This window comes from Methylobacterium sp. A54F (genome assembly GCF_053346035.1).
Window position 1 is genome coordinate 443,173 of sequence record NZ_JBKFBF010000001.1, and the last position, 24,919, is coordinate 468,091.

General features: G+C 72.7%; 23 protein-coding genes. 15 read left to right on the forward strand and 8 right to left on the reverse strand.

Going from position 1 to position 24,919, the window contains the following annotated elements; translation table 11 throughout:
• Positions 1–135 precede the first annotated feature (135 nt).
• Genes ACLBXP_RS02190 through ACLBXP_RS02230 form a run of 9 tightly spaced genes read left to right on the forward strand, consistent with a single transcriptional unit; the run spans position 136 to position 12,759 of the window.
• A complete protein-coding gene (locus tag ACLBXP_RS02190) occupies positions 136–1,344 on the forward strand; it encodes a glycosyltransferase family protein (protein WP_447665886.1) in 1,209 nt (402 codons plus the stop codon).
• On the forward strand, positions 1,341–2,627 hold the full coding sequence (locus ACLBXP_RS02195) for a glycosyltransferase family 4 protein (RefSeq protein WP_447665887.1): 1,287 nt from the start codon (positions 1,341–1,343) through the stop codon (positions 2,625–2,627). The genes ACLBXP_RS02190 and ACLBXP_RS02195 overlap by 4 nt, the downstream gene beginning before the upstream one ends.
• Positions 2,609–4,570: a glycosyltransferase gene (locus ACLBXP_RS02200; protein WP_447665888.1), complete on the forward strand. Its 1,962-nt coding sequence runs from the start codon at positions 2,609–2,611 to the stop codon at positions 4,568–4,570. Before ACLBXP_RS02195 ends, ACLBXP_RS02200 begins: the two co-directional genes overlap by 19 nt.
• Positions 4,567–6,420: an ABC transporter ATP-binding protein gene (locus ACLBXP_RS02205; RefSeq protein WP_447665889.1), complete on the forward strand. Its 1,854-nt coding sequence runs from the start codon at positions 4,567–4,569 to the stop codon at positions 6,418–6,420. The genes ACLBXP_RS02200 and ACLBXP_RS02205 overlap by 4 nt, the downstream gene beginning before the upstream one ends.
• Positions 6,417–7,355: a hypothetical protein gene (locus ACLBXP_RS02210; protein ID WP_447665891.1), complete on the forward strand. Its 939-nt coding sequence runs from the start codon at positions 6,417–6,419 to the stop codon at positions 7,353–7,355. The genes ACLBXP_RS02205 and ACLBXP_RS02210 overlap by 4 nt, the downstream gene beginning before the upstream one ends.
• Positions 7,352–9,277 (forward strand): ABC transporter substrate-binding protein, encoded by a 1,926-nt coding sequence (locus ACLBXP_RS02215; RefSeq protein WP_447665892.1) that lies wholly within the window; start codon positions 7,352–7,354, stop codon positions 9,275–9,277. The genes ACLBXP_RS02210 and ACLBXP_RS02215 overlap by 4 nt, the downstream gene beginning before the upstream one ends.
• The gene (locus tag ACLBXP_RS02220; RefSeq protein WP_447665894.1) at positions 9,274–10,290 is read left to right on the forward strand and encodes an ABC transporter permease; all 1,017 of its coding nucleotides are present in this window, start codon (positions 9,274–9,276) and stop codon (positions 10,288–10,290) included. Before ACLBXP_RS02215 ends, ACLBXP_RS02220 begins: the two co-directional genes overlap by 4 nt.
• Complete coding sequence (locus ACLBXP_RS02225; protein ID WP_447665895.1) at positions 10,290–11,426, forward strand: ABC transporter permease; 1,137 nt, start codon at positions 10,290–10,292, stop codon at positions 11,424–11,426. Before ACLBXP_RS02220 ends, ACLBXP_RS02225 begins: the two co-directional genes overlap by 1 nt.
• Positions 11,427–11,433: 7 nt before the next feature.
• Positions 11,434–12,759, forward strand: a complete 1,326-nt coding sequence (locus ACLBXP_RS02230; RefSeq protein WP_447665896.1) for a nucleotide sugar dehydrogenase — start codon at positions 11,434–11,436, stop codon at positions 12,757–12,759.
• Positions 12,760–12,782: 23 nt separating this feature from the next.
• Here ACLBXP_RS02230 and ACLBXP_RS02235 read toward each other — a convergent pair whose 3' ends face one another.
• Positions 12,783–13,715: a ring-cleaving dioxygenase gene (locus ACLBXP_RS02235; RefSeq protein WP_447665898.1), complete on the reverse strand. Its 933-nt coding sequence runs from the start codon at positions 13,713–13,715 to the stop codon at positions 12,783–12,785.
• An 85-nt stretch (positions 13,716–13,800) separates the two neighbouring features.
• Positions 13,801–14,100, reverse strand: coding sequence for a DUF3572 domain-containing protein (locus tag ACLBXP_RS02240; RefSeq protein ID WP_447665899.1), 300 nt, complete (start codon positions 14,098–14,100; stop codon positions 13,801–13,803).
• A gap of 76 nt (positions 14,101–14,176) precedes the next feature.
• On the opposite strand from ACLBXP_RS02240, the gene ACLBXP_RS02245 reads away from it, so the two are divergent.
• The 3 genes from ACLBXP_RS02245 (at position 14,177) to ACLBXP_RS02255 (ending at position 16,320) form a co-directional block, all read left to right on the forward strand.
• Positions 14,177–14,551 (forward strand): response regulator, encoded by a 375-nt coding sequence (locus ACLBXP_RS02245; RefSeq protein ID WP_447665901.1) that lies wholly within the window; start codon positions 14,177–14,179, stop codon positions 14,549–14,551.
• Between the two features lie 70 nt (positions 14,552–14,621).
• Positions 14,622–15,995 (forward strand): PleD family two-component system response regulator, encoded by a 1,374-nt coding sequence (locus ACLBXP_RS02250; protein WP_447665902.1) that lies wholly within the window; start codon positions 14,622–14,624, stop codon positions 15,993–15,995.
• A 79-nt stretch (positions 15,996–16,074) separates the two neighbouring features.
• Entirely contained in the window at positions 16,075–16,320 is a 246-nt protein-coding gene (locus tag ACLBXP_RS02255; RefSeq protein WP_447665904.1) for a hypothetical protein, read from the forward strand.
• A 6-nt stretch (positions 16,321–16,326) separates the two neighbouring features.
• Here ACLBXP_RS02255 and ruvB read toward each other — a convergent pair whose 3' ends face one another.
• From ruvB to ruvA, 4 genes are all read right to left on the reverse strand, one after another.
• Entirely contained in the window at positions 16,327–17,382 is a 1,056-nt protein-coding gene (gene ruvB, locus ACLBXP_RS02260; protein ID WP_447665905.1) for a Holliday junction branch migration DNA helicase RuvB, read from the reverse strand.
• 184 nt (positions 17,383–17,566) lie between these two features.
• Positions 17,567–18,064 (reverse strand): bacterioferritin, encoded by a 498-nt coding sequence (gene bfr / locus ACLBXP_RS02265; protein ID WP_447665907.1) that lies wholly within the window; start codon positions 18,062–18,064, stop codon positions 17,567–17,569.
• A 55-nt stretch (positions 18,065–18,119) separates the two neighbouring features.
• On the reverse strand, positions 18,120–18,374 hold the full coding sequence (locus tag ACLBXP_RS02270) for a (2Fe-2S)-binding protein (protein WP_447665909.1): 255 nt from the start codon (positions 18,372–18,374) through the stop codon (positions 18,120–18,122).
• Between the two features lie 226 nt (positions 18,375–18,600).
• Positions 18,601–19,218, reverse strand: coding sequence for a Holliday junction branch migration protein RuvA (ruvA, locus tag ACLBXP_RS02275; RefSeq protein WP_447665910.1), 618 nt, complete (start codon positions 19,216–19,218; stop codon positions 18,601–18,603).
• Positions 19,219–19,343: 125 nt separating this feature from the next.
• Here ruvA and ACLBXP_RS02280 point away from each other — a divergent pair, with 125 nt between their 5' ends.
• Positions 19,344–19,964, forward strand: a complete 621-nt coding sequence (locus ACLBXP_RS02280) for a YceI family protein (protein WP_447665912.1) — start codon at positions 19,344–19,346, stop codon at positions 19,962–19,964.
• Between the two features lie 33 nt (positions 19,965–19,997).
• On the opposite strand, the gene ACLBXP_RS02285 is transcribed toward ACLBXP_RS02280, so the two are convergent.
• The gene (locus ACLBXP_RS02285) at positions 19,998–20,216 is read right to left on the reverse strand and encodes a hypothetical protein (protein WP_447665913.1); all 219 of its coding nucleotides are present in this window, start codon (positions 20,214–20,216) and stop codon (positions 19,998–20,000) included.
• A gap of 408 nt (positions 20,217–20,624) precedes the next feature.
• Between ACLBXP_RS02285 and ACLBXP_RS02290 the strand changes: the two genes are divergently transcribed.
• Positions 20,625–20,753 carry a hypothetical protein gene (locus ACLBXP_RS02290; RefSeq protein ID WP_447665915.1) on the forward strand — a complete coding sequence of 43 codons (129 nt, stop codon included), beginning with the start codon at positions 20,625–20,627 and terminating at the stop codon, positions 20,751–20,753.
• Between the two features lie 54 nt (positions 20,754–20,807).
• Here ACLBXP_RS02290 and ruvC read toward each other — a convergent pair whose 3' ends face one another.
• Positions 20,808–21,374, reverse strand: coding sequence for a crossover junction endodeoxyribonuclease RuvC (gene ruvC, locus ACLBXP_RS02295; protein WP_447665916.1), 567 nt, complete (start codon positions 21,372–21,374; stop codon positions 20,808–20,810).
• Positions 21,375–21,550: 176 nt separating this feature from the next.
• On the opposite strand from ruvC, the gene ACLBXP_RS02300 reads away from it, so the two are divergent.
• Entirely contained in the window at positions 21,551–24,916 is a 3,366-nt protein-coding gene (locus tag ACLBXP_RS02300) for a class I SAM-dependent DNA methyltransferase (RefSeq protein WP_447665918.1), read from the forward strand.
• Positions 24,917–24,919 lie beyond the last annotated feature (3 nt).

Sequence of the window (24,919 nt, forward strand, 5' to 3'; positions counted from 1 at the left end):
GCACGTTCCCCGCGGATTTTCTTACCGTGGGCCCGCTTGTCCGAACAGCGTTCCGGTGCGATGCACGACGGGAACGCGCGAGGCCGCCGGGATGCCCCGTTGATCGAGCAGACGTCCGCACGACGGGATGATGCGGTGCCGCGGCGCGTGCTCATCTACAGCCACGACACCTTCGGGCTCGGCCACCTGCGCCGCTCCCGCGCCGTCGCCAACGCGCTGGCCGCAGAGGGCGACGTGCGGGCCCTGATCGTCTCGGGCTCGGCGGTGGTGGAGCGCTTCGCCTTCGCGCCGGGCGTGTCGGCCCTGCGCATCCCGGCCGTCACCAAGCGCCCGGACGGGGGCTACGCGAGCCTCGACCCCGCCGTGCCGCTCCGCCGGACCATCGCGGCGCGCGGCCGCCTGATCCTGGAGGCGGCGGAGCGGTTCGGGCCGGACCTGATGATCGTCGACAAGGAGCCGACCGGCCTCCACGGCGAGATCCTGCCGGTTCTGGAGCGGCTCTCGGCCCGCGGCACCCGGCTGGTGCTCGGCCTGCGCGACGTGCTCGACGACCCCGGCCGGCTCGCGCCCGAATGGGCCCGCAAGGGCGCCTGCGCGGCGGTTCGGCGCTTCTACGACGAGGTCTGGGTCTACGGGGTGCGGGGCATCCACGAGCCGATCGCGGCGCTGCCGCTGGCCGCCGAGATCGGCGACCGCCTGCTCTACACGGGCTACCTGCGCCGGGAGACGCCCGAGCCGCGCCCCGGGCGGGCCGAGCCCGCGGTCGCGCAGGGTCCTTTCCTCCTCGTGACGCCGGGCGGCGGGGGCGACGGCGACGGCCTGATCGACTGGGTGATCGCCGCCTACGAGGCCGATCCCGGCCTGCCGCTGCCGGCGCTCATCGCCTTCGGGCCCTTCATGGCGCCGGAGAGCCGCCAGGGCTTCCTCGCCCGCATCGCCCGCGAGCCGCGCCTCTCGGCCATCACCTTCGACAGCGAGATCGAGCTCCTGATGGAGAAGGCCGCCGGGGTCGTGGCGATGGGCGGCTACAACACCTTCTGCGAGGTGCTCTCCTTCGACAAGCCGGCGCTGCTGGTGCCCCGCACCGAGCCGCGCCTGGAGCAGCGCATCCGGGCGGTGGCGGCGGACGGGCTCGGCCTCGCCCGGGTGCTCCTCGAAGAGGACGGCCGGGCGCCGGAGCGGATGGCGGCGGCGCTCCGGGCCCTGCCCGGCCAGGCGCCGCCGTCGCGGGTGCGGCTGCCCGGGCTCCTCGACGGGCTCGACGTGATCGCCGCGCGCGTGCGCGCCCTCACGGCCCGGCCGGCGCCCGCGCCCTGCCTCACCTGCGCGGGCGCGGGCCCGTGACGGTCGCGATCCTCCTCAAGGGCTATCCGCGCCTCTCGGAGACCTTCATCGCCCAGGAAATCCTGGCGCTGGAGGGCCGCGGCCTCGACCTCGCGATCTGGTCCCTGCGCCGGCCGACCGACGGGGCGACGCACCCCATGCACGCGGCGATCCGCGCGCCGGTCGCCTACCTGCCCGAGTACCTCCACCGCGAGCCCCTCCGGGTGCTGGCGGGCCTCGCCGCGGCGCTCGGCCGGCCGGCGCTGCCGCGCCTCTTACGGATCGCCCTCCGCGACCTCCTCCGGGACCCCACCCCGAACCGCCTGCGCCGCCTCGGCCAGGCCCTCGTCCTCGCCCGCGAGCTGCCCGCCGGGGTCCGCCACCTCCACGTCCACTTCCTGCACACGCCGGGCAGCGTGGCGCGCTACGCCGCCCTGCTGACCGGGCGGACCTGGAGCTACTCGGCCCACGCCAAGGACATCTGGACCACGCCCGACCGGGAGCTCGCCGAGAAGATGGCGGCCGCAGCCTGGGGGGTCGCCTGCACCCGGGACGGCCTCGGCCGCCTCGACGCCCTCGCGCCGGGGCGCACGGCGCTCGCCTATCACGGCCTCGACCTCGCCCGCTTCCCCGCGCCGCCACCGCCGCGCCCGCCCCGCGACGGGCGCGACCCCGACGATCCCGTGCGCCTCCTCTGCGTCGGCCGCTTCGTGGCCAAGAAGGGCCACGACGACCTCCTCGACGCGCTGGCGCGCCTGCCGGCCGACCTCAGCTGGCGGCTCGACCTGATCGGCGGCGGCGAGCGCCGCGCCGCCATCGCCGCCCGCATCGCGGCCCACGGGCTGACGGACCGGGTGAGCCTGGCGGGCGCGCAGGCCCAGCCCGCGGTGATCGCGGCGATGCGCGCGGCCGACCTCTTCGTGCTGCCGACGAAGCCGGCGCCCGGCGGCGACCGCGACGGGCTGCCCAACGTGCTGATGGAGGCGGCGAGCCAGGAGCTGGCGATCCTCGCGACCCGGTTCGCGGGCACCCCCGAATTCGTGCGCGACGACCGCGAGGGCGCCCTGGTCCCGCCGGGGGACGTCGCGGGGCTCGCCGCGGCCCTCGACCGCCTCGTGCGCGACCCGGGCACCCGCACCCGCCTCGGCGCCGCGGCCCGGGCGCGCCTCGCGGGGACGTTCTCGATGGAAGCCGGCATCGGGCTGATCGCCGACCGCCTGCGGGCGGCGGCCGGCCTCGGCCCGGAACCCGGCCCGGAGCCGTCTTCCCAGATCCCCCAGGTCCGATGCGCCTGCGGGTCCTGATCGCCGTCACGCACCTCCTCGGGGCCGGGCACCTCACCCGCGCGGCGGCCCTCGCCCGGGCGCTCGCCGGCGCGGGCCACGCGGTGACCCTCGCCTCCGGCGGCCGGCCGGCGCCCCTCGTCTCCGTCGGCAACGCCCGCCTCGTGCAGCTTCCGCCGGTCCACGTCGCCGGCACGGAGTTCGGCCGGCTCCTGGGAGAAGATGGTGCCGAGGCCGGCCCGGCCACGCTGGCGGCGCGGCGGCAGGCCCTGCTCGCAGCCTTCGCCGAGACCGAGCCCGACGTGGTGGTCACCGAGCTTTTCCCCTTCGGCCGCCGGGCGCTCGCTGGCGAGTTCCTGGCCCTCGCCGAGGCCGCCAGGGCCCGGGGCTGCCGCCTCGTCGCCTCGGTGCGCGACATCCTGGTGGCCCCCGAGAAGCCCGGCCGGGCCGCCGAGACCGGCGCCCGCGTCGCGGCCCTGTACGACGCGGTGCTTGTCCACGGCGATCCGGGGCTCGTCCCGCTGGACGCCTCGTGGACGGTGGACGGACAGCTGCGCGGACAGATCCGCTACACCGGCTACGTCGACGAGGGCGAGGCGGTCGCCGCGGGACCCCGGGCCGGCATCGTGGTCTCGGCCGGATCGAGTGCCGCGGGCCTCGCGATGCTGGGCGCCGCCGCCCGCGCCGCCCGCCTCCGGCCGGACCTCGGCTGGCGCCTCCTCGTCGGTCACGGCGTGCCCGAGCCCGCCTTCCGCGCCCTCGCCGAAGCGGCCGGCCCCGGCGTCGCGGTCCGCGCCCAGGCCGGCTTCCGCAGGCTCCTGGCCGGCGCCGCGCTCTCGGTGAGCCAGTGCGGCTACAACACCGCGGTCGATCTCCTGGCCGCCGGCCCCCGCGCCCTGCTGGTGCCCTTCGCGGCCGGCCGCGAGACCGAGCAGACGCTCCGCGCCGAGCGCCTCGCCGCGCTCGGCCTCGCCCGGATGCTCCCGGAGGCGGGCCTCACGGCGGAGGCCCTCCTCGCCGCGGCCGAGGCGGCGCTCGCGGATCCGCTCCCGCCGGCCCCCGGCATCAGCCGCGACGGAGCGGCCCGGTCGGTTGCGCTCATCGAGGACCTGGCTCTCAAGCCCCGCGAGATTTCCCTGCGCGGTTCCGGGCCGGCGGGGAGCGCGGCCGCCTGGGAGGACCTGCGCGCCGCCCTCGACGGCGTGGCGGCGCAGGGCGCCGTCATCCCCCTGTTCTGGCGCGACGACGATGCGGTGACGTGGACGCCGGCCCTCGAACGGCTCCTGGCCCTCGCCGGCGCCACCGCCTGCCCGCTCCTCGTCGCTGCGATTCCCGCCCGGGCGGACCAGGCCCTGGCCGAGCGCCTCGCCGCCGAGCCGGGCGTGCGCGTCGCCGTCCACGGGCTCGCCCACGCCAACCACGCGCCGCCGGGCGAGAAGCCGGCCGAGTTCGGCGCTCACCGTCCCCGCGCGGTCCTGCGCGCCGAGGCCGCCGCGGCGCTCGGCCTCGCGCGGGCGCGCTTCGGCACGGGGCTCCTTCCCGTCTTCGTGCCCCCCTGGAACCGCCTCGCGCCGGAACTCGCCGCAGCCCTGCCGGGCCTCGGCTACGCGGGGCTCTCGGCCGTGCCGGGCCCAGCCGTGCCGGGCCTGCGGCGGGCCGATGCCGATCTCGATCCGATCGACTGGCGCGGCGGCCGGAGCCTGATCGATCCGGAGCGGCTCCTGCTCGGCCTCGCCCGGCGGATCGCCGCCGAGCCCGACCGGCCGATCGGCCTGCTCACGCACCACCTCGCCCACGACGCCGCGGTCTGGCGGTTCGTGGAGGACCTCCTCCACGGGCTCGTGGAGCACCCGGCCGTGCGGCCGACCGATCCGCGCGACCTGTTCGCGCACGACGCGGCTCTGGACGGCGCGGCCGCCGCGTGCCCTAGTCCATACGCCAGCGATCCCCCGAGGAGGGCATGAGCCCGCTCCTGTCGATCCGCGACCTGACGGTCGATTTCCGCACCGAGAACGGCGCCTTTCGCGCGTTGCACGGACTGTCCCTGGACGTGGCCCGCGGGCGGACCCTGGCGCTGGTGGGCGAGTCGGGCTCGGGCAAGTCGGTGACCGCGCAGGCGATCCTGCGCATCCTACCCCGGGCCGCGGCCATCACGGGCGGACGCATCCTGTTCGAGGCGGGCGACGAGGGGGGCGGGGCCGGCGCCACCGACATCGCGGCCCTGCCGGCGGACGGGGACGCGATGCGGCGCCTGCGCGGCGACCGCATCGCGATGATCTTCCAGGAGCCCATGACCTGCCTGTCGCCGCTCCACACCATCGGCGACCAGGTCAGCGAGGCCCTGCGCATCCACACCGGGGCCGGCCGGCGCGCGGCCGAGGAGGAGACCCGCGCGGTCTTCGCCCGCGTCGGCTTCCCGGACCCCGAGCGGGCGCTCCACACCTATCCGTTCGAGCTGTCGGGAGGTCTGCGCCAGCGCGCGATGATCGCCATGGCGCTGATCATGCGGCCCTCGCTCCTCGTCGCCGACGAGCCGACCACGGCGCTCGACGTGACCACCCAGGCCCAGATCCTGGCGCTGCTGAATCGCCTTCAGGCCGAGACCGGCATGGCGATCCTGCTGATCACCCACGATCTCGGGGTCGTCGCCAACATGGCCCACGACGTGGCGGTGCTCTACCGGGGCCGCCTCGTGGAGGCCGGCCCGAAGGAGAGCGTGCTGCGCCGGCCGGGCCACGCCTACCTGCGGGCGCTCCTCCATGCGGTGCCGCGCTTCGACATGGGCCCCGGCGAGCGCCTCACCCCGATCCGCCCGGCCCGCGCCGAGATCCCGCAGCGGCCGCCGGCCCCGAAGCCCGCCGGCCCCGTGCTGGCGATCGAGGGCGTGAGCAAGAGCTTCACCCTGCGCTCGGGGCGCTTCGGCGGCCTGCGCACGGTGCGGGCGGTCGCGGACGTCTCGCTGGCGATCCCCGCAGGCACCACCCTCGGCCTCGTCGGGGAATCGGGCTCGGGCAAGACGACCCTCTCCAAGATGGTGATGCGCGCGATGCGGCCGGATGTCGGCCGCGTTCTGGTCGATCTCGGCGGCGGACCCCGGGACGTCCAGGCGCTCTCGGGCGACGACCTCACGGCCTACCGCCGGGCCGTGCAGTTCGTCTTCCAGGATCCCTACTCGTCCCTCGATCCGCGCATGACGGTGGGCCAGATCCTCACCGAGCCGATGGAGATCCACGGCCTGCCGAAGGCCGAGCGGCGCGCCCGCGCCCGCGCCCTGATGGCGATGGTCGGCCTCGACGGGAACGCGCTCGCCCGCTACCCGCACGCCTTCTCGGGCGGCCAGCGCCAGCGCATCGGCATCGCGCGGGCGCTGGCCCTCGAGCCGCGGGTGCTCGTGCTCGACGAGCCGGTCTCGGCCCTCGACGTCTCGGTGCAAGCGCAGATCCTGAACCTCCTCAAGGACCTGCAGGCGGCCCTCGGCCTCACCTACCTGATCGTCTCCCACAACCTCGCGGTGATCGACTACATGGCCGACGCGATCGCGGTGATGTGCCGGGGGCGCATCGTGGAGGAGGCGCCCCGCGCCGCGCTGTTCCGGGCGCCGGCCCATCCCTACACCCGGGCGCTCCTCGCCGCGGTGCCGGATCCGAGCCTCGACCATCCCCTCGACTTCGCGGCGGTGACGGGCGACCAGTCAGAGCCCGCGCGCTGGTCCGATCCCTACCGCCTCGGGCCCGACGAGACCGGCCGGATGCGGGAGGTCGAGCCCGGCCATCGGGTTCGGGTCGGTGCCGCGGAGGCCCGGCAGGCCGCATGATCCAGCCCCGCCGCAAGTCCCTGGAGCGCCTGCGCCGCCGCGTCCTCGGCCCCCTGTTCGACCGCCTCGGCTACGATCTCGTGCCGGCGGCGCCCGACTGGTCACACCGACCGCTGTCCCACCGGGAGGTCGAGACGCTCTTGGGCAACGCCGCGGCGAGCCTCGCCCGCGATCTCGCGGCCGGCGGCCTGCCCGAGCCGCCCGAGGGTGTGTGGAGGGCGGTGCGGGCCTTCTGGGAGCTGATCCCCGGGGCGCCCGTGCGCCAGCGCCGGGGTGGAAGCGGCTTCAACGGCGCCCTGCAGGTCTACGTGATCCTGCGGGCCTGGCAGCCGCGCCAGGTCGTCGAGTCGGGCGTGTTCCGCGGGCTCACCACCTGGGTGATCCGGCAAGCCTGCCCGCAGGCGGCCCTGTTCTGCCACGACCCCGACCTGTCGGGCCTGCAGTACCGCGACCCGGCCGCCCGCTACGCGACGGGCGACTGGTCCGAGGCCGACTGGTCCGGCCTCGATCCGGCCGGTGCGGTCGCCTTCTTCGACGATCACGTCTCTCAGGGTCGCCGCGTGGTCGAGGCCCGGGCGCGGGGCATCACGCGACTCCTGTTCGACGACGACGCCGCGGCCCACCGCATCCACGCCCATGGTGGGCCGGCCCACCCCACCATCGCGATGATCGAGGCGGCCCGGAACGGGGCGGAGGCCGCCGAGCCGATCCGCTGGCTGCGCAACGGCCGCGCCTTCGAGCAGCCGGTGGACGCGCCGCTCCTCGCGGAGGCCGCAGCCCTCATCGCACGCACGCACGCCTTCGACGACCTGCACCGGGCGACGGGCTATGCGCCGTCCCGGTTGACGACGGTGCTGCTGAACTCGCCCGACCCGAGCCGGACCGCGCTGCCGGATCAGGCCCCGGGTCGCGCGCTCCCGGGAGCGGCGCGATGAAACCGATCTCCCGGCGCTCCCTCCTCGCCGGCCTGGCGGCGCTCGGCCTTCCCGTCCGCGCAGGGGCCGCCGCGCCGGAGCCGCCGCTGCTGTCGCCCCTCGTGAGCGCCGGAAAGCTTCCGCCGACCGTCGACCGCCTGCCCGCGAAGCCCTTCGTCACCGACATGGCCGCCCTCGGCCGGCGGAGCGGTCAGCCCGGCGGCACGATCCGGACCCTGATCGCCCGGGCGCGGGACGTGCGCTACCTCTCGGTCTACGGCTACACCCGGCTCGTCGGCTACGATCCTGACCTGAGGCTGCGAGCCGACGTGCTGGAGGGCTACGACGTCGAGGGCGGGCGCTTCACCTTCCGGTTGCGGCCCGGGCATCGCTGGTCGGACGGCCAGCCCTTCACCACCGAGGACTTCCGCTACTGGTGGGAGGACGTGGCGAACGACAAGGACCTGAGCCCCGGCGGTCCGCCAGACTTCATGCTGGTCGAGGGCAAGCCGCCCACCGTCGAGATCCTCGACCCGCTCACCATCCGCTACGCCTGGGACCGGCCGAACCCGCGCTTCCTGCCGAACCTCGCCGCGCCCCGCGACCCACTGATCTACCGCCCGGCCCATTACCTGAAGGGCGTGCATCCGCGCTACGCGGGCCGCGAGGCCGTGGAGGCGAAGGCCAAGGCGCAGAAATTGCGCGGCTGGGCGGCTCTGCACAACCGCCTCGACGACATGTTCGAACTGAACAATCCGGACTGCCCGACGCTGCAGGCCTGGCGGCCCATGACCCGGGCGCCCGCGACCCGCTTCGCCTTCGAGCGCAATCCCTACTATCACCGGGCCGACGCGGCCGGGTGCCAATTGCCCTACCTCGACCGCATCGTGATGGATGTCGCCTCGACAGGGCTCCTCGTCGCCAAGACCAACGCGGGCGAGGCGGACCTGATGTTCCGCGGGCTCACCATGTCCGACATTCCGAACCTCAAGGAGGGGGAGGCCGCCCACGATTACCGCACGCGGCTCTGGTCGGCCGCCCGCGGCTCGGAGATCGCGCTCTACCCGAACCTGACGACGCAGGATCCGGTCTGGCGGGCGCTCAACCGCGACGTGCGCTATCGCCGCGCGCTCTCACGAGCCATCGACCGGCGCACGCTCAACAACACCCTGCTGTTCGGCCTCGGAACCGAGGGCAACGACACGGTGGTTCCGGAGAGCCCGTTCTTCACGCCGGAGCTGCGCAGCCTCCACGCCACCTACGACCCGGATGAGGCCTCGCGCCTCCTCGACGCGGTCGGCCTCACCGGGCGGGACGGTGCCGGCATCCGGCTGATGCCGGATGGGCGCCCCCTGGAGATCGTCTGCGAGAGTGACGGCGAGGCCTCGCTCGTCCTCGACGGGCTCCTCCTCATCGGCGAGTTCTGGCGCGAGGTCGGGGTGAAGCTCGTGGTGAAGCCGCAGGAGCGCACGAACCTGCGCCGCCGCTCGCTCGCCGGCCTCACCGTGATGGTGGCGGCGCAGGGCCTCGACCTCGCGGTGCCGACCGCGATCATGCCCCCGCGCGAGCTCAGCCCGCAGCAGCCCGACCACTATTCCTGGCCGCGCTGGAGCCTCAACGTCGAGTCGCACGGGGCGAGCGGCGAGCCCTGCGACGTGCCCGAGGCGCGGCGCCTGCTCGACCTCGGCCGCGCCTGGGCCGACACCGACGACGAGGCCCGGCAGGGCGAGATCTGGCGCGAGATGCTCCTGAACCACGCCGAGTACCAGTGGACCATCGGCACGGTGGCGGGCGCGCTCCAGCCGGTGGTGGCAGGCAACCATCTCGCCAACGTGCCCGACAAGGCCCTCTACGCCTGGGAGCCCACCGCGCTCATCGGCAACCAGCGCATCGACACCTTCTTCTGGGACCGCGCCACCGAGCGCCTGGCCTCGGCCCGATGATCGGACTGGTCCTTCGCCGGCTCCTCACCATGGCGGCGACGCTCGCCGTGATCTCGGCCCTCGTCTTCCTGGTGATCAAGCTGCCGCCGGGCGACTTCCTCTCGAACCGGATCGCCGAGCTGCGGGCCCTCGGCGAGGCGGACTCGATCGCCAAGGCGGAGCTGATGATCCGTCAGTACGGTCTCGATCGCCCGGTTTGGCAGCAATACCTGATGTGGATCGGGCTAATGCCGGGGCCATCGGGCTATTCCGGGCTCCTCCAGGGCGATTGGGGCTGGTCCTTCGAGTACGACCGGCCCGTGGCGGACGTGGTGGGCGACGCCCTCTGGCTCACCCTCGTCGTCAACCTCGCGGCGGTCGTCTTCGTGCACGTCGTCGCCATCCCGATCGCCCTCTACTCGGCGACCCACCGCAACACGCTGGGCGACGCGGTGGCGACGCTCCTCGGCTACGTCGGGCTCGCGGTGCCCGGGTTCCTGCTCGCCCTGGTCATGCTGTTCTACGCCAACCGCTGGTTCGGGCTCTCCATCGGCGGCCTCTACGATCCGGTCTTCACGGGCAAGCCCTGGACCTGGGACAAGACGCGCTCGCTGCTGGCCCACCTCGTCGTGCCGACGCTGGTGATCGGCCTCGGCGGCACCGCCGCGATGATCCGGCGGATGCGCGCGAACCTCCTCGACGAGCTCGCCAAGCCCTACACGGTCACGGCCCGCGCCAAGGGCCTGCCGCCGATGCGGGCCCTCCTCAAGTATCCGTTCCGGATGTCGCTGAACCCCTTCGTCTCCGACATCGGCAACATGCTGCCCCACCTCGTCTCGGGCTCGGTGTTGGTCTCCCTGGTGATGAGCCTGCCGACGGTGGGCCCGCTCCTCCTCGACGCCCTGAAGACCCAGGACCAGTTCATGGCGGCCTTCATCCTGATGTTCGTCGCCGCCCTGACCCTCGTCGGAATGCTGATCTCCGATCTCGTCCTGGTCTGGCTCGACCCGCGCATCCGCATGGGGCGCCGCTGATGGGGATCCACTTCGTCGATCCGGCGCCCTTCGATCCCGAGGCGGGCGCCGCCGCGGACGACGGGCTCGCCCGCGCCTCGGCCTGGCGCCTCATCGCGAAGAAGTTCCTGCGCCACCGGCTCGCGGTGGCCTCCGCGGTGATCCTCGCCATCCTCTACGCCAGCATCCCCTTCGTGGAGTGGCTCGCCCCCTACGAGCAGTCGCGCCGCAACGGCGACTTCCTGTACGCGCCGCCCCAGACCATTCACCTGTTCCACGAGGGGGCCTTCGTCGGACCCTTCGTCTACCCCTACCGCGCGCAGTTCGACATGGAGACGTTCCGGCGCGGCTACGTGCCCGACAGGGCGACGCCCCAGCCCCTGCGCTTCTTCTGCCGGGGCGAGCGCTACGCCTGGTTCGGGCTGGTGCCGGCCGAGCAGCACCTCGTCTGCCCGCCGGAGGGCGGCACGCTGTTCCTGCTCGGCACCGACCGGCTCGGTCGGGACATCTATTCGCGGATGGTCTACGGGGCCCGCATCTCCCTCACCATCGGGCTCGCGGGCGTCGCGATCTCGTTCGTCCTCGGTCTCCTGTTCGGGGGGCTCGCCGGCTATTTCGGCGGCCTCACGGATGCGGCCGTGCAGCGGCTCATCGAGGTGGTGCGCTCCCTGCCCGAGCTGCCCCTCTGGCTGGCCCTGTCGGCCGCGCTGCCGCCGAACTGGAGCCCCCTTCTCGTGTTCTTCGGCATCACCATCATCCTCGGGCTGCTCGACTGGCCGGGCCTCGCCCGCGCGGTGCGGGCCAAGCTGTTCGCGCTGCGCGAGGAGGACTTCGTCAACGCCGCCGAGCTGATGGGGGCCTCCCCCGCCCGCATCGTCGGGCGCCACCTGATCCCGAACTTCATGAGCCACCTGATCGCCTCGGCGACGCTGTCGATCCCGACGATGATCCTCGGCGAGACGGCGCTCTCGTTCCTGGGGCTCGGCCTGCGCCCGCCGGTGACGAGCTGGGGCGTGCTCCTCAACGAGGCTCAGAACCTCTCGGCGGTCCAGCTCTACCCCTGGCTGCTCCTGCCGATCCTGCCGGTGCTGGTGACGGTGCTGGCCTTCAACTTCATGGGCGACGGCCTGCGCGACGCCGCCGACCCCTATCACTGAGCCGGCTATGGTGATCGAGGAACTGGCCGGCCGCATCCGCGTCCGGCACGCCGTCGTCGGCATCGTGGGCCTCGGCTACGTCGGCCTCCCGCTGGCGCTCGCCGCGGCGCGCGCCGGCTTCCGGGTGCTCGGCTTCGACGTGAACCCGGAGCGCGTCGCGCGCATCAACCGGGCGGAGCCTGTGATCGCCCACCTCGACGGCGACGCGATGGAAGCGGCGCTCGAGGCCGGCTTCCGGGCGACGACCGACATGGGGCGCCTCGCCGAGCCCGACGCGATCCTGATCTGCGTTCCGACACCCCTCACGCGGCAGCGCGAGCCGGACCTGACGTATGTCCGCCGCACGGCGCAGGACATCGCCCGGACGCTCCGGCGCGGGCAGCTCGTCGTGCTCGAATCGACCACCTGGCCGGGCACGACGCGCGAGGTGCTAAAGCCCATCCTGGAGGCGACGGGCCTGGCCAGCGGCAGCGACGTCTTCCTGGCCTTCTCGCCGGAGCGGGAGGACCCCGGCAACCGCACCCACACCCTCGTCAGCGTGCCGAAGGTGGTGGGCGGCGACGGGCCGGCGGCGCGCACGCTCGCCGACCTCCTCTACCGCCAGATCGTGGAGCGCACGGTGCCAGTCTCCTCCACCGACGCGGCCGAGGCCGTGAAGCTCACCGAGAACATCTTCCGCGCCGTCAACATCGCCCTCGTGAACGAATTGAAGGTCGTCTACGACGCCATGGGCATCGACGTCTGGGAGGTGATCGAGGCCGCGGCCACCAAGCCCTTCGGCTTCATGCCGTTCCAGCCCGGGCCCGGCCTCGGCGGCCACTGCATCCCGATCGATCCGTTCTACCTGACCTGGAAGGCCCGCGAGTTCGACGTGGCGACCCGCTTCGTGGAGCTGGCGGGCGAGGTGAACCGCGCCATGCCCGCCTACGTGGTGGAGCGCCTGGCGCGCGGGCTCGACCGGGCGGCGGGGCGGGGCCTGAACGGCGCCCGGATCCTGATGATCGGGATCGCCTACAAGCGCAACGTCGACGACATGCGCGAGAGTCCGGCCCTCAAGCTCATCGAACTCCTGGAGGCGCGCGGGGCGCGGGTCGACTTTCACGACCCGCTGGTGCCCGAGATCCCGCCGACCCGGGCGTTCGGGGGCTTGGCCGGGCGCCGCTCGGTCCCCCTCGACGACGACGCCCTCGGGGGCGCCGACGCGGTTCTGATCGTCACCGACCACGACGGCATCGACTATCCCCGCCTCGTCGCCGGCAGTCGCCTCGTGGTGGACACCCGCAACGCCTGCGCCCGGGCCGGACTGGCGGGGGACAACATCCTCAAGGCGTGAGAGCCAGCCCCGGGCGCGCGGCCCTAGAGAGGCTTGAGGCCTGCCTCGATCTCCGCCCGGCGTGGCTCCAGGAACGGCGGCAGGGCGAGGCGCTCGCCGAGGCTCTCCAGGGGCTCGTCGGTGGAGAAGCCCGGCCCGTCCGTGGCGATCTCGAACAGGATGCCGTTCGGCTCGCGGAAGTAGAGGCTGCGGAAATAGTAGCGGTCCACCGGCCCGCTCGACGGCATCCGCCGCTCCCGCAGCCGCTCGGCCCAGGCCGCATGGTCGGCGTCGGGGATGCGGAAGGCGACGTGGTGGACCGCGCCCGCCCCCTGCCGGGCCGCGGCCGAGGCGTCCGCCATCACCTGCACCTCCGCGGCGGGGCCGCCCGGACCCATCCGGTAGACACGGACCTCGCCCTCCGGCAGCTCGAAGGTGCGGTCGTAGGCCATGCCGAGGACCTCGACGAGGACGGCCTCGGTGTGCTCAGGCCGCGCCACCGCGAGGCGGATCGGCCCGAGGCCGCGGATCTGGTGCTCGGTCGGGACGGGGCTCCCGGCCCAGGGGTTGGCCGCGCCCGTCCCGCCGTCGTCCACCAGCGCGAGGCGCTGACCCTCCCCGTCCTCGAACTCGAGGGTCAGCCGCCCGTCCCGCTCGATCGGCACGGCGTGCGCGACGCCCTGCCGGCCGAGGTGCTCGCGCCACCAGTCGATCGCCGCGGGGCCGGCCACGCGCAGGTGGGTCCGCGTGATGCTGTTCGAGCCCCTTCGCTCGCGCGGGGCCGGCCAGTCGAAGAAGGTCAGGTCCGTGCCCGGGGCTGCGATCCCGTCCGCGTAGAACAGGTGGTAGGCCGAGACATCGTCCTGGTTCACCGTCTTCTTCACGAGACGCAGGCCGAGCATCCGCGTGTAGAAGGCGAGGTTGTCGGCGGCCTGCGCCGTGATGGCAGTGAGGTGGTGAATGCCGTGCAGCTGCATCTGTCGCCCTCTCGCGTCCCGGGAGGGTGCAGATGGGGCGTCGCCGCACCGTGGCGCAAGCGGGGGCGGGCTCGGCGCGTCGGCCTCAGAACGCCTCGGGCTCCGGCGGCCGCAGGCGCTGCCAGGCTGCCGCGATCCGCTCGGGCTTGACTCCGATGCCCTCGGCGCAGGCGATCAGCACCCGCTCGTCGCCCATCACGTGGTCGAGCACCGCGGCGAGGAAAGCGGGCTCGCGGATAACCTCCCGCAGGTTGTCCGGCGACAGCCCGCTCGCGTTCAGGAAGGGGAACAGACGGTCCTCCTCCGCGACGATCCAACCCAGAACCTGCAGGGCGAGGCCCTCGGTAGAATCATCCTCTTGATGCGATTTGCGTTTCGTCAACATGTGTCACTTACAAAGGGTCTGAACGGACTAAGCCTCCGTAAAGAATGAGTGGCGTGCGCACCGGGAACAATGGGCCATGACGAAAACGGTGCTCATCGTTGAGGACAACGAGCTCAACATGAAGCTCTTCAACGACCTCCTCGAGGCGCACGGCTACGCGACCCTCAAGACCGCCAACGGCATCGAGGCGATCGAGCTCGCCCGCGCCCACCACCCGGACCTGATCCTGATGGACATCCAGCTCCCCGAGGTCTCGGGGCTGGAAGTGACGAAGTGGCTCAAGGAGGACGACGACCTCAAGGACATCCCCGTCATCGCCATCACGGCCTTCGCCATGAAGGGCGACGAGGAGCGCATTCGCGAGGGGGGCTGCGAGGCCTATTTGTCCAAGCCCATCTCGGTCGCGAAGTTTTTGGCAACGGTTCGCACGTACCTTGGCGACGGACGCTGAGTGCGAGTCGGGGAACCCACTTCGCGGGTCGTGTAGCCAACATCACAAGACAACTTCCGCGTGAGAACCGATGTCGGCTCGTGTCCTGATCGTCGATGACCTGTTCCCGAACGTGAAGCTTCTGGAGACGAAGCTCGCGCTGGAATATTTCGATACGATCGCCGCCATGAACGGGCCGGACGCCATCGCGATCTGCGAGAAGGGCCTCTGCGACATCGTCCTCCTCGACGTGATGATGCCCGGCATGGACGGGTTCGAGGTCTGCCGGCACCTCAAGAACAACCCCACCACGGCCCACCTGCCGGTGGTGATGGTCACCGCCCTCGATCAGCCCTCGGACCGCCTCAAGGGGCTCGATGCGGGGGCCGACGATTTCCTGACGAAGCCCATCGACGACACCGCCCTGTTCAGCCGCGTGCGCAGCCTCGTGCGCCTGAAGGCGGTGACGGACGAGCTGCGCAGCCGCGCCCTCGCCTCGCGCGACTTCGGCATGGGCGACCCGCTCGCCGCCGCCGCGGCCGAGACCGGCCTCAACGCCAGCATCCTGCTGATCGAGGACCGGCCCGGGGCGGCCGAGCGGATGGCGGCGGCGCTGGGTCAGGCCCACCGGGTCGAGGTCGAGGCGGATCCGCACAGGGCCCTCGTCCGGGCGACGGAGGGCAGCTTCGACCTCGTCCTCGTCAGCCTCGATCTCACGGGCTTCGACGGGCTGCGCCTGTGCAGCCAGTTGCGCTCCCTCGACCGCACCCGCAACACGCCGGTGATCATGCTGGCCGAGCCGCACGACCGGGCCCGCATCGTGCGCGGCCTCGATTTCGGCGTGCACGACTACCTGCTGCGGCCGGTGGACCGCAACGAGCTCGTCGCGCGGGCGCGCACGCAGGTCCGCCGCAAGCGCTTCTCCGAGGTGCTGCGCGGCGCCGTGCAGGCCTCGATGGAACTCGCCGTCACGGACGGCCTCACCGGCCTGCACAACCGGCGCTACCTCGACAGCCACCTCGGCGCCCTGTTCGCGGACGCGCGCCTCGGCCAGCGTCCGGTGGCGGCGCTGCTCCTCGACATCGACCGCTTCAAGGCGATCAACGACACCTACGGCCACGAGGCGGGTGACGAGGTGCTGCGCACCTTCGCCGAGCGCATCCGGCTGCACACCCGCACCGTCGACATCGTCGCCCGCTACGGCGGCGAGGAGATGGTGATCATCCTGCCGGATGCCGGCCTTGCCGAGGCCCACTGCATCGCCGAGCGCATCCGCGAGCGGATCGAGGCGCTGCCGTTCTCGGTGCAGCGGGCGACCCGCACCGTGCCCGTCACCGTGTCGATCGGCGTGGCCGTGCGGCAGGGCGACGATGCCGGCCCGCAGGACATGCTCAAGCGCGCCGATGTCGCCCTCTACCGCGCCAAGGACGGCGGACGGAACCGCGTCGAGGCGCAGGCCGCCTGAGATCGCGCCGCAACCCGCCGCGCTGGCACGAAACCTGCCCGCTGCGACCCGGGACGGTCCAGAGCGGTGACGGGCGCGGGTGCAGGATGTTGCGCAGGACGACTGGGAGCGGCCGGCCTACCTGACCCTCTGGTCGGCCGAGCCAAACGCTCCGAAGGCGGTCGAACCGAAGCCCTGCCCGACGCTGCGCGAGGCGCTGGCCGAGGCGTCGGCGGCGATGCAGGCCGGGCTTGTGGCCTGGATCCTCACCGACAGCGGCCTCATCCTCAGTCCGACCTGGCTGCGCGGCTACCAGGCCGCGGCGGAGCGGCGCGAAGCGTCGTGAGTGCCCTCAGGGCTCCGGATCACCGCCCGGGAACAGGCCGTACTGCACCCGCGGGTCGCGGCTCGGCTCGGGAAGGCCGAGGTGCCGGAAGGCGTGCGGCGTGAGCACGCGGCCCCGCGGCGTGCGCTGCACGAAGCCCTTCTGGATCAGGTATGGCTCGATGATGTCCTCGATGGCGTCCCGCGGCTCGGAGAGCGCGGCCGCGATCGTCTCGATGCCCACTGGGCCGCCCCCGAAGGATTGGGCGACCAATGTGAGGTACTTGCGGTCCATCACGTCGAGCCCGACCGGATCGACGTCGAGGAGCTTCAGGGCCCGGTCGGCGATGGCCCGCGTCACCGTGGGGGCATCCTCCACGATGGCGAAGTCCCGCACCCGGCGCAGCAGGCGCCCGGCGATGCGGGGCGTGCCGCGCGCGCGCCGGGCGATCTCGTTGGCGCCTTCCTCCGACATGCCGACCCCGAGCACGCGGGCGCCGCGGCTGACGATCAGCTCCAGCTCGTCCACGTCGTAGAATTCGAGGCGGATCGGGATGCCGAAGCGGTCGCGCAGCGGCGTCGTCAGGAGCCCCGCCCGGGTCGTCGCGCCGACCAGGGTGAACTTCGGCAGCTCGATCTTCACCGAGCGGGCGGCCGGCCCCTCGCCGATGATCAGGTCGAGCTGGTAATCCTCCATGGCCGGGTAGAGGATCTCCTCCACCGCCGGGTTGAGGCGATGGATCTCGTCGATGAAGAGGACGTCGCGCTCCTCGAGGTTGGTGAGCTGCGCGGCGAGGTCGCCGGCCTTGGCGATCACGGGACCCGAGGTCGAGCGGAAGTTCACGCCGAGTTCCCGCGCCACGATCTGGGCGAGCGTGGTCTTGCCGAGGCCTGGCGGCCCGACGAACAGCACGTGGTCGAGGGCCTGGCCCGTCTTCTTCGCCGCCTCGATGAAGATCTGCATGTTCGCCCGCGCCGCCCGCTGGCCGATGAACTCGGACAGGCTCAGCGGCCGGATCGACTGATCGACGTCGTCCGGGCGGCTCTCGGGGTTCAGGAGCGACTTCGGCTGGGGCTTGCTCAAGAGATCTGGCTCGGGGGTTCGGCTCGCAGGCTCGGCGTGTGCGCCCCCGAGGTGTTAACCAATCCGCGCGCCCGGCACCACCGCGGCATCTCGGCCTGCGGCAGGGTGGGCGGCGGCCGATGCCGCCCGGACCGCGTGCCGCCCGCGATGCGCCGGGACCGATTCCCGACGCGCCGCGCGCGAATCACTCCACCTCGGGCTCGATCTTCTCCAGGCCGCCGATGTGGCGCTGCGCGTAGAGCGGCAGACCGATCTGGCCGATCAGCTCGAGCTGCGTCTCGAGGAAGTCGATGTGACCTTCCTCGTCCGTGGCAAGGTCCTCGAACAGGATCTTCGAGACGCGATCGTTGATCGAGTCGCAGTACTTGGCGGCTTCGAGGTAGAGGGCCCGGGCCTCGTTCTCGGCGGCGAGGTCGCACTCGATGATTTCCTGGACGTTCTGGCCGATCCGCAGCGGGTCGAGCTCCTGCAGGTTGGGGAAGCCTTCGAGGAACAGGATGCGATCGACGAACCGGTCGGCGTGGTTCATCTCCTCGATCGATTCCTTGCGCCAGAACTTGGCGAGATCGACGTAGCCCCAATCGTTGAGCATCCGGAAATGCAGCCAGTACTGGCTCACCGCCGTCAGCTCGCTGCGCAGGCCGCGGTTGAGATACTCGATGACCTTGGTGTCGCCCTTCATCCGCCTGCACTCCCTGGCCGGTACCGGTAACCGGGAGGGTGCCGCACGTGATGCTTCAGGCGGCCACCTCCTCCGTTGTTTGGAGCTTGACCAGAGTACAGGCGCTCGCGCAACCCGCGCCGCAGGCATGGTCCGCGTCCTGCAGCGCCGTCTGCATGATCGAGCGGATGGTCCGGGCGCAGCGCCCGCACTTCGGACTGCAGCCGAGGCAGGCGTAGACCTGGGCGGGCGTGCGGGGGCAGGCCGGGCCCGGATTCAGGCAGGCGCGGACCGCGCCATCCGACAGGACGTTGCAGGAACAGACGATCATCGGCCGGTCAGGATCTCTCTCCGGAAGGGGCTTGGTCAATCGCGCGCGATCCTTTCGCGAGCGACATCAACGACTTCCCTGCCAGTTTAGAACCGTTGAAAACTCTTGTTCTATCAAGAACTTACACGTGACAGGCGCCGTGCGCAACGCAGCTCTTGCGGGGGCAGCCGCGCGGGCGTCAGCTCGCTCCGGCCCACGATACCGCCGCGGGGGGAGCGGGGTCGCCTCAGCGCGCGAGTTCCTTCAGGCCGAGGCGGATCAGCGTCTTGGTCTCCGCGCCCTCGCCGGCGGCCTTGAGGGCGGCCGCCACCGCCGCGGAGGCCTGGATCTGCGCGTAGCCGAGGTTGACCAGCGCCGAGATCGCGTCGGCCACGGGCTGCGGCGCCGTCCGGTCCTCCACGGCGCCGGTGAGGGCGATCAGCGCCGGGTCGATCGGAGCGAAGGCCGGGGCCTTCTCCTTCAGCTCGGCTACGAGGCGGGCGGCGAGGCGCGGCCCGACGCCCGGGGCGCGGGCGATGGCGCCCTTGTCGCCGGTGGCGATCGCGGTGGCGAGGGCGGCCGGCTCCAGCACCGAGAGCACCCCGAGCGCCACGCGGCTGCCCACGCCCTGCACGGTCTGGAGCAGCCGGAACCACTCGCGCTCGGCGTCCGAGCGGAAGCCGTAGAGGCGGATCATGTCCTCGCGGACATAGGTCTCGATCGACAGGTCGGCGGCCTCGCCGGGCTGCGGCAGGCGCTGCAGGGTGCGGGCCGAGCAATGCACCACGTAGCCGACGCCGTTCACGTCGAGGATCACGAAATCCTCGCCGTAGGAATCGACCACCCCCTTCAGCTTGCCGATCATCGCGCCACCGTTTCACTCGTCCGGCGATGCCTATCGGTTCGTGCCGGCCCGCGCCATCGAGCCTTGAGCCGCGGTGACAAAACGTGACATCACGAGGCGCTTGCTCTCGGGGGGTTCAGAAAACGATGCATCACGCCGCGCTCCGTCTCTCGCTCGCCCTGTGCCTGCTGGCGGGCGGCGCCCGCGCGGCGGACACCCCGGGCGCGATCACCAGCGACCCGACGCAGGTGCGGGCAGGCGCCTACCGGCTGGATCCGGCCCACGGCAAGATCACATGGTCCCTCAGCCACCTCGGCTTCTCGACCTATTACGGGCAGATCACCGACGTGTCCGGCGAGGCGACCCTCGACCCCAAGGAGCCGGGCAAGAGCCGGCTCAGCGTGACGGTCGGGATCGACAGCGTGAGCGGGCTCAACCCGAAGCTCGACCAGCACCTCAAGACGCCGGACTTCTTCGACGCCGCGAAGTACCCGACGGCGACCTTCACGGCGACCTCGGTTGAGCCGACGAGCCCGACCACGGCCCGCGTCAACGGCGACCTGACCCTGCGCGGCGTTACCAAGCCCGTGGCCTTCGACGCGACCTTCAACCAGGCGGGCATCAGCCCGGTGGACAAGCGCTACACCGTGGGCTTCGACGGGCGGACCGTGCTGAAGCGCTCGGATTTCGGCATCAGCGCCTTCCTGCCCATCCTCGGCGACGAGGTCTCCCTGCGGCTCGAGGGCGAGTTCAAGGCCGTCGAGTGAGGTTTTCCGCGGCCGGCGGAGGCTGGGCCGCCCTCAGCCCCGCAGGGCGCATTCGAGCGTGCCGGCGCGCTGCACCTGCCGCGCGCGCAGGTAGCGCGCCCGGCCGAGCAACCGCTCTGCGACGGCGCTGCCCGGCTGGACGCCGATGAGCACGCGGGCGGTATCTTCCAGCGCCTCCGGCTCCGAGCCCCAATGGAGCTGGTCCTGCGCGGAGACCAGGATCTGCCACAGGGGCATCGGCTCGTCGGACATCGCGGCTGCGCTCCTCGGGTTCGCCGGCGCCACTCGGTCCGGCGCGACGGCTGAAGAATCGGGTATCGGAGGATCGGCGCAGCGGGAGCACGCCCATCCGTCGTGTCTCGGGTGAACCTTGACAGTTCGATGGCCGCCTCTATGCGGCACGCCGCCTGAGCGCGCGCTGAACGACAGGGCCCCCCGCAGGCTCACCGGCCTTCATCCGCCGTTAACCAACTTCACCGAGGCTCACCCCATGACGGCCGCCCGGCGGCCCGTCAGGAAACGGCCACGATGCCGGGTCAGGGTGACGCCGGATGTACGCGCACCGGGGCCCCGGCCTCGTGGCCGTGACGTTTCGGGAACGCGATGCGGCCGGGCGGGCTCAAGGGCCTTGCGCGGCGCTTCGATGAAGCGAGGCTCTTCGTGCTCAACACCCTTCTGGCCGTCTTCGCGGTGATCGCGGTCCTCATGGCCCGCGCCGTGTGCAAGCTCCTGCTGCTGCCGTTCCGGACCCTGCGCGGCCTGCGGCGGAACCGTCCCGCCGCCGCCTGAACCGCTGCGGCCGGCGGCCTTCCGCCGGCCGGGACCGGTCCCGCCCGCGCGGCCTCAGCCCTGGCGGGCGAGCGCGGCGGCGATGCGCGCCGCGCCGAGGCCGCCCGCCCCGGCCTGCAGGTTCGCGCTCCTGAGCGCGTGGGCACCCCGGTGGTTCACATGGGTGATGGCGATCGCGAGGGCGTCGGCCGCATCCGCGACCCGGAACTCGGCCTTCGGCAGCAGGAATTTCACCATCGCCTGGATTTGCGCCTTCTCGGCGTGACCCGAGCCCGCGACCGTCTTCTTGATCAGGTTCGGGGCGTACTCGAACACCGGCACGCCGGCGAGCGCCGGCACCAGCAGCGCGATGGCGCGGGCGTGGCCGAGCTTCAGCGTCGCCTGCCCGTCCTTGTTGACGAAGGTCTCCTCGACCGAGACCTCATCGGGCCGCATCGCCTCCACCACCCGCGTCAGGCCCTCGTGCAGCTCGCGCAGGCGCAGGGCCAGCGGCAGCGCCGCATCCGAGGTGACGACGCCGCACGCAACGTAGGCGAGCTTGGTGCCTTCGGCGTCGACGGCACCCCAGCCCGAGCGGCGCAGGCCCGGGTCGATGCCGAGAATTCGGACGGGGGCGCTCATCGCCGGTACCTTCACGGGTGCGCTGGATCGAATCGCCATGCGTCGGGTCTACGGTACGTATCGTGAACGAAGCCTTTCGCCAAACAGATTGCCGAGGCTGTACGTAAACCTAGAAGAAATTATGTTTACCTGAGATTGGAAATTGGCGAGTCCCCCGAGCTTCCTCGGAGGGGTTCATGACCGTCGAAGCCTTCATCGCCCGCTGGACGGACCGCATCGCCGGGGCCGAGCGCGCCAACTACCAGATGTTCCTCACCGAGCTCTGCGACGTCCTTGACGTACCCCGCCCGGAGCCGGCCGGGGAGCGCGCCCGCAACGACTACGTCTTCGAGCGCGCCGTGCGCCCGAGGCCGGCCGACGGCGGGCGCGCGCCGAAGCGGATCGACCTATACCGGCGCGCCTGCTTCATCCTGGAGGCCAAGCAGTCTCACCTGCCCGGTCGCCGCCACGCCGGGCAGACGGAGCTGGAGCTGCCCGGCGTCGCCCCCCTCGGCCGTCCGGGCGCGGCGCGCGGCTGGGACGCGATGATGCAGAACGCCCGCAAGCAGGCGGAGGGCTACGTCTTCCTGCTGGACCCCGACCATCCGGCGCCGCCCTTCCTGATCATCTGCGATGTCGGCCACTGCCTCGAGGTGTACGCGGACTTCACCGGCACCGGCCGCGCCTACACGCAGTTCCCGGATCGGCAGACGTTCCGCATCTTCCTGGAGGATCTGCGCCGGCCGGGGATCCGGCAGCGGCTCGCCCGGGTCTGGACGGATCCGCGCAGCCTCGACCCGGCCCGGGAATCGGCCCGCGTCACCCAGGGCATCGCCCGCCGCCTCGCCGCCGTGAGCCGGGTGCTGGAGGCGCGCCACCCGCCCGAGGCCGTGGCGCACTTCCTGATGCGCTGCATCTTCACGATGTTCGCCGAGGACGTCGATCTGCTGCCCCGCGGGGCCTTCACGGAGATCCTGACGCGGGGTCTCGAGAACCCCGAGGACTTCGCCCGCCAGCTCGCCGACCTCTGGGCCAGGATGGACGACCCGGACCGCGACGCCCGCTATTCACTGGTGCTGCGCACCCACCTGCGGCACTTCAACGGCAACCTGTTCCGGGGCGCGGGGGTCTTCCGCCTGGGCCGCGAGGAGATCGGCGAGCTGCTCGCGGCCGCGGGCCAGGACTGGCGGGAGGTCGACCCGGCGATCTTCGGGACGCTCCTCGAACAGGCGCTGGACCGCACCGAGCGGCGGCGCCTCGGTGCCCACTACACCCCGCGCGCCTACGTGCAGCGCCTCGTCGAGGTGACCGTGATGGAGCCCCTGCGCGGCGACTGGCAGGCGGCCCTGACCCGCGCCGAGGCCGCCAAGGAGGACGGCGACGAGGCCCGCGCGGTGGGCCATCTGCGCGCCTTCCATCGCCGGCTCTGCGCGAGCCGCGTGCTGGATCCCGCCTGCGGGACCGGCAACTTCCTGTACGTCGCCCTGGAGCTGATGAAGCGCCTCGAAGGCGAGGTCCTGGAGGCGCTGGCCGAGCTCGGCGAGCCCGAGAACATGGGGCTCGATCGCGAGACGGTCGACCCGCACCAGTTCCTCGGGCTGGAGCGCAACCCTCGCGCCGCGGCGATCGCCGAGCTGGTGGTCTGGATCGGCTACCTGCAGCAGCACTACCGGACGCGCTCGGGCCATCCGGCCGAGCCGATCCTGCGGGCCTTCCGCAACATCAACGGCGGCGCCCGAGCGGGCTTCGACGCGCTCCTGGCCTGGGACGAGGTCCCCGAGCCCGACGCCTACCCGAACCCGCGCCAGGCCCCCTGGCCCGAGGCCGCCTTCATCGTCGGCAACCCGCCCTTCGTCGGCGGCAAGGACATCCGTGCCCGCCTCGGCACCCCCTACGCGCAGGCCCTGCGGGCGGCCCACCCCCACATGAAGGAGAGCGCCGACCTCGTGATGTACTGGTGGGACCGCGCCGCGGAGCTGCTGGCCCGGCCGAGCGCGAGCCTGCGCCGCTTCGGCTTCGTCACCACGAACTCGATCGCGCAGGTCTTTCAGCGGCGCGTGGTCGAGCGCCACCTCGCCGGGCGTCCGCCCGTCTCGATCGTGTTCGCGGTGCCGGACCATCCCTGGACAAAGGCCACCCGGGACGCGGCCGCCGTGCGCATCGCCATGACGGCCGCGGCGGCCGGAACCGCGGACGGAACCCTCTCGGAGGTGGTGGCCGAGGCGGGGCTCGACACGGATGACCCGGCGATCGGCTTCGCGGTCCGGACGGGCCGCATCAATGCCGACCTGACGATCGGCCTCGACGCGACGCGGACCGTGGCGCTCGGGGCAAATTCCGGGTTGTGCTCGCCCGGCGTGAAGCTGCACGGCGCGGGCTTCATCGTCTCGCGGGCCGAGGCCGAGCACCTGGGTCTCGGCCGCCGCCCCGGACTCGAGCGCCACCTCCGTCCCTATCGCAACGGGCGCGATCTCACCGCCCGCTCGCGCGACGCCTACGCGATCGATCTGCTCGGCCTCGCCGCGCCGGAGGTGCGCCGGCTCTACCCCGAGGTCTACCAGCACCTGCTGGCGCGCGTGCGCCCCGGGCGCGAGGCCAACAACCGCGCGGCCTACCGCGAGTCCTGGTGGCTGTTCGGTGAGCCGCGCCGGGAGCTGCGGCCGGCGCTCGCGGGCCTGCCCCGCTACATCGCCACCGTCGAGACCGCCAAGCACCGGGTCTTCCAGTTCCTCGATGCCGCGATCCTGCCCGACAACATGCTCGTGGTAATCGCCGACGACGACGCGGCGACGCTGGCGCTCCTGTCCTCGCGCATCCATACGGCCTGGGCGCTTCAGCTCGGTGGCTGGCTCGGCTACGGCAACGATCCGCGCTACACGAAATCCCGCTGCTTCGACCCCTTCCCGTTTCCCAGTCCGACGCCGGTCCAGCTCCTGCGGCTGCGCGGGGCCGGCGCGGAGCTCGACGCCACCCGCCGGGCAGTGCTGGAGCGGAACCCGGACCTCACCCTCACGGGGCTCTACAACGTCCTGGAGCGGGTCCGCGCGGACGCCGCGGAGGCGCGGGACGCCGACGTGATCGCGCGGGGGCGCGTCCTCATCCTGCACGAACTGCACCGGGATATCGACCGCCTCACCGCGGAGGCCTACGGCTGGCCGCAGGGACTCGAGGCCGAGGCGATCGTCGCGCGCCTCGTCGCCCTCAATGCCGAGCGGGTCCGCGAGGAGGCGGCCGGCCTCGTGCGCTGGCTGCGGCCGGACTACCAGGCGCCGCGCTTCGTCCGCGAGGCCGCGGCGGCGGAGCTCGACCTCGGGCCGGCGGCCGGGCCGGCGGTCGTGGAGCGGCCGGCCTTCCCGCGGGACCGCGATGCGCAGCCGCTCGCCGTCGAGGCGCTGCTCGCGGGGGACGGCCGCCCGATGGCGCCGGACGAGATCGCCCGCGGCTTCCTTCGGGGCGGCCGGCGCATCGAGGCCCGCGTCGCGCAGATCCTCGCCACCCTCGCCCTCTACGGCCGCATCAGCGACCTCGGCGACGGGCGCTACGCCGCCCGCCGGGCGGCGTGAGCC